Here is a 1,147-nt window from a genome sequence, read left to right on the forward strand (position 1 = left end):
CAATATTAAGATAAGTCATTACGGGGTTATTAAACTTCATTATGCATTATACCTATTTCTTCGGCGTTCCATCCTTGTTTGACCTTGAACTGCATTTTCTTTGTATGGATCTATTTTCTCTGTCATTTCATATGTTGCAACTGGTTCTTCGTACTTATATTCATGGATTTTTTCTGGCATTTTACTTTTAGATTCTTTCCCACCAAACTTAAATAGTTTCATCTTTAATTTCGGTAATCTTGGAAGACGAATCTTAAATGATAATCTTTTGCGTTTCTTTTTTGGTCCAAGTAGATTTATATTTTCTTTATTATTATCTTTCTCTTTGCGGTGAATGAACATCGCAAGTAATCCTCCTATTACAAGTCCTCCAATTAATAGTAATATATATACATAATGGCTTGTCATTAAACTCGTTATGCGTTCAAGTATGACTAACGACTGTACTTCTTTTATATCCCATAGTAAAGCGGCCCATAATGAGAATAAGCCCAAAGTAAGTCCATATGTACGAAAACGGAATAAACATGGAATTAACGCGACACATGCAGCAATTTTCGCATTTGCTATGATTGAGCTTGTTGAAATATCTTGATGCCAAATAACTAACAGTAATGTTATAAATGGCGCATACGCTATCCAACTGCATATACGTGAATACATCTTTTTAGCAAAATAACTACCGAAACTAGTAAAAAATAAAAGCCCTCCAATATATATAGATTGTTCTAGAGGGATTTGCTTTGTAAGTCCTGCAATTGGAAAGAGGCCGCTCAGTAGCATTAAGAGCACATCTAATTTCTTCACAATTCCCCATTCCTTTCAAATTTTTTCAATTAATAAAAATCGTTTTTCCATATGAAATAGTTTTTGTATTTCTAAAAAACATATTAATCCTGTCTGCACATAAAGTAAATATGTAAACGAAAAGATACTTGACAAAGGATATCCTTATTTACATGAAAAAATGACAAATCCTGATCGATATAACGAGCAGGATTTGTTTACTAGTATTTAAAGTAGAATAATTGAATCTTTCTTTTCTACTTTTACTACATCTACATCCAATTCATCATCAAATTCTTTAAACTCTCTTGCATCTATGTCAGTAATATAACTCTTTATTACCTTTTCCATATGCATGGAA

At 31.4% G+C, this 1,147-nt stretch carries 1 protein-coding gene; it reads right to left on the reverse strand.

The annotated features are described in order from the left end of the window. Positions 1-39: 39 nt before the first annotated feature. Entirely contained in the window at positions 40-807 is a 768-nt protein-coding gene (locus ABWK52_RS29605) for a DUF3959 family protein (RefSeq protein ID WP_000732183.1), read from the reverse strand. Between the last annotated feature and the right edge of the window lie 340 nt (positions 808-1,147).

Origin of the sequence: Bacillus sp. AP50 (genome assembly GCF_040492675.1) — a bacterium.
Classification (GTDB): Bacteria; Bacillota; Bacilli; order Bacillales; family Bacillaceae_G; genus Bacillus_A; species Bacillus_A cereus.